5 protein-coding genes are annotated in these 2,976 nt (G+C 63.5%); 4 read left to right on the top strand and 1 reads right to left on the bottom strand.

Annotated elements, in window-relative coordinates; all coding sequences use genetic code 11:
- Both ACTHL0_RS01055 and ACTHL0_RS01050 read left to right on the top strand, forming a co-directional pair.
- The coding region (locus tag ACTHL0_RS01055) for a ferrochelatase (protein WP_440564710.1) at positions 1 to 317 on the top strand (317 nt) is incomplete at its 5' end.
- A 103-nt stretch (positions 318 to 420) separates the two neighbouring features.
- Complete coding sequence (locus tag ACTHL0_RS01050) at positions 421 to 828, top strand: RNA-binding S4 domain-containing protein (RefSeq protein ID WP_440564709.1); 408 nt, start codon at positions 421 to 423, stop codon at positions 826 to 828.
- Here the strand turns inward: ACTHL0_RS01050 and ACTHL0_RS01045 are convergent.
- Positions 800 to 961, bottom strand: coding sequence for a hypothetical protein (locus ACTHL0_RS01045; protein ID WP_440564707.1), 162 nt, complete (start codon positions 959 to 961; stop codon positions 800 to 802). The two genes, ACTHL0_RS01050 and ACTHL0_RS01045, sit on opposite strands and share 29 nt — an antisense overlap.
- Positions 962 to 1,357: 396 nt before the next feature.
- On the opposite strand from ACTHL0_RS01045, the gene grpE reads away from it, so the two are divergent.
- Together grpE and ACTHL0_RS01035 are read left to right on the top strand one after the other, a co-directional pair.
- The gene (gene grpE, locus ACTHL0_RS01040) at positions 1,358 to 1,942 is read left to right on the top strand and encodes a nucleotide exchange factor GrpE (protein ID WP_440564706.1); all 585 of its coding nucleotides are present in this window, start codon (positions 1,358 to 1,360) and stop codon (positions 1,940 to 1,942) included.
- A gap of 281 nt (positions 1,943 to 2,223) precedes the next feature.
- Positions 2,224 to 2,976 (top strand): Hsp70 family protein (locus tag ACTHL0_RS01035; protein ID WP_440564704.1); only part of this gene is annotated, 753 nt, incomplete at its 3' end.

Below are 2,976 nucleotides of genomic sequence, written 5' to 3'. Positions count from 1 at the left end.
TCACGTTCCAGTCGCGTTTCGGCCGTGCGGAGTGGCTGCAGCCGTATACGGCGCCCACGCTGCGCGAACTGGGCGCGGCCGGCGTGCGCCGGGCGGACGTCTTTTGCCCGGGGTTCACGGCGGACTGCCTCGAGACGATCGAGGAGATCGGTCTCGAGGTGCGCGATGAATTTCTGCATGCGGGGGGCAAGGAATTCCACCGCATTGCCTGCCTCAATGCGGCACAGGCTTGGATCGCGGCGCTCGGCGAAATCGTCGTCCAGCAGTTGCAAGGCTGGCCGGCACTGGAAAGCGTGCCGGCGGGCATGCCGGCATGAGCCCCGATCTCACCCGGCGCTACACGGACAACCGCCAGGCGGGCAAGCTCGTTGCGGGCTCCGTTCTGCGCGCTTGCGCTCCTTTCGTTTCGTTTTAGATCCGATGAACTACAAGATTTCGACCGAACCCGGCGCGCGGATGCGCATCGACAAATGGCTGTGGGCCGCGCGGTTCTTCAAGACGCGTTCGATGGCCGCCGATGCGGTCGAAAAGGGCCGTGTGCGGATCGGTGGCGCAACGGTGAAGCCGGCAAAAGAGGTCCGGGTCGGCGATCTTGTCGTGATCGAGATCGAGCGGATCGTCTGGGAAGTGCAAGTACTGGGGATCTGCGAGGTGCGCGGGCCGGCGAGCGTCGCGCAAACGCTTTATGCCGAAACGCCGGAGAGCCGGATCAAACGCGAAGTGGAAGCCGAGCGGCGCCGCACGTACCGCGAGCCCGCGGCCACCTTGCAGGGGCGGCCGACCAAGCGCGACCGGCGAGTCATCGACAAGCTTTCGGGTGGGGAGTGAACAGCGAATCGATCGCGGCGTGCGCCCCGCCGTATTCTGTCGTGCAGTCGGTCACGGCGCCCGACAGGCAGATGGTCGTGGTTCCTGCGACAAGTACCAGGGCGACCACCGCGATGGCAAAGGTCAGTTTCACGAGGCTCCCTCACGCGGAGAAAGGCGGTACGGACGCAGAGACTTCGGATGGGTCATGCTGCGTCGCCTGGGCACGGTACGGGCCGGGCACGACGCGTATGAGAGCAGTGTAGGGCAAACCAGGATGGTGCTCAACGCTGTTTTGCCGTTGCCGCCGTAATCAGTGTTACCGTTCGTTTCCAATGTGCGGCCAAGGTGCAAATGGTGCAAAAAAGGGGCGAGTCGGGCCTTGAAATGCCGCGCGATACCCCCATTTGTCGACGCGATGCGCGGCGGCAAAGTCGTATTTTGGTAACGGATTGACGCAGGGCGTTCATTCCTTTGCCTGGCTTCGGGGCGAGATGCCACATCCGCCTGCCGCCGCTTCGATTTCATTTTTTGGACGATTTTCAGCGACATGGACAACACGCAAGACAATCCGGCCGGCCAGCAACCGTCGTCAGTTGACGACGCCGCACAGCAAAGCGCTGCCGAGAACGTCGCAGCGCAAACTGCCGCTGCGCAAGGCCAGCCCGCTGCGGCTGGCGCCACCCCCGACGCCGCGCTCGCCGAAGCGCAGGCCAAGATCACGGAACTCAACGAGAGTTTCTTGCGCGCGAAGGCGGAAACGGAGAACGTTCGCCGCCGCGCCGCGGAGGATGTGACGAAGGCCCGCAAATTCGCGATCGAAGGCTTCGCCGAGCATCTGCTGCCGGTTCTGGACAGCCTGGAAGCCGCGCTGGCCGATACCTCGGGCGATGCCACGAAGCTGCGCGAGGGCGTCGAATTGACGCTGCGCCAGCTCACAAGCGCGATGGAAAAGGGGCGCGTGACGGTGCTGAACCCCGTCGGCGAGAAGTTCGACCCGCACCGCCATCAAGCCATTTCGATGGTGCCGGCCGAGCAAGAGGCGAACACGGTCGTTTCCGTGCTGCAAAAGGGCTATGTGATTGCCGACCGCGTGCTGCGTCCAGCGCTCGTGACGGTTGCTGCGCCGAAGTAAGCGGGGCTCAAATAAGCGGGGCTCAAGTAGGCGGGGCTCAAATAGGCGGGACCGCCCGCCGGTAGGCGCCGTCGATGCGCGTGCGGCGGGCGGGGAGCAGCCGCTGCGGCCCGGGTCAGGGTCGCAGCGCTGAAATGGCCGGCCGACCATGGGTTTCGTCGCGTTTGAGCTCTTGAAAACGCGGCGGCGGCACACATCTTGGGTGCAAGGTTGAATTGAGCGGGCGGGCAAACGAAGCGCCGTCCGTCGAAGTGATCGGAATATCTCGGAGAGTACGAAAAATGGGCAAGATTATCGGTATTGACCTCGGCACCACGAACTCGTGCGTGGCGCTGATGGAAGGTAACCAGGTGAAGGTGATCGAGAACTCGGAGGGCGCCCGTACGACCCCGTCGATCATCGCTTACATGGACGACAACGAAGTGCTCGTCGGTGCGCCGGCCAAGCGTCAGTCGGTGACGAACCCGAAAAACACGCTGTTCGCGGTCAAGCGCCTGATCGGCCGCCGCTTCGAAGAAAAAGAAGTGCAAAAGGACATCGGCCTGATGCCCTACAAGATTATCAAGGCCGACAACGGCGACGCCTGGGTCGAGGCGCACAGCCAGAAGCTCGCTCCGCCGCAGATCTCGGCCGAAGTGCTGCGCAAGATGAAGAAGACGGCCGAAGACTACCTCGGCGAACCGGTCACGGAAGCCGTGATCACGGTGCCGGCGTACTTCAACGACAGCCAGCGTCAAGCCACGAAGGACGCGGGCCGTATCGCGGGCCTCGAAGTCAAGCGGATCATCAACGAGCCGACGGCGGCCGCGCTCGCATTCGGCCTGGACAAGGCTGAAAAGGGCGACCGCAAGATCGCCGTATATGACCTCGGCGGCGGTACGTTCGACATCTCGATCATCGAGATCGCCGACGTCGACGGCGAAATGCAGTTCGAAGTGCTGTCGACCAACGGCGACACGTTCCTCGGCGGCGAAGACTTCGACCAGCGCATCATCGATTACATCATCGGCGAGTTCAAGAAGGAGCAGGGCGTC

Source organism: Trinickia sp. (assembly GCF_051961175.1).
Taxonomy (GTDB): Bacteria; Pseudomonadota; Gammaproteobacteria; order Burkholderiales; family Burkholderiaceae; genus Trinickia.
The sequence above is the reverse complement of the archived record's forward strand: the minus strand, read 5'-3'. Positions and strand labels throughout refer to the sequence as shown.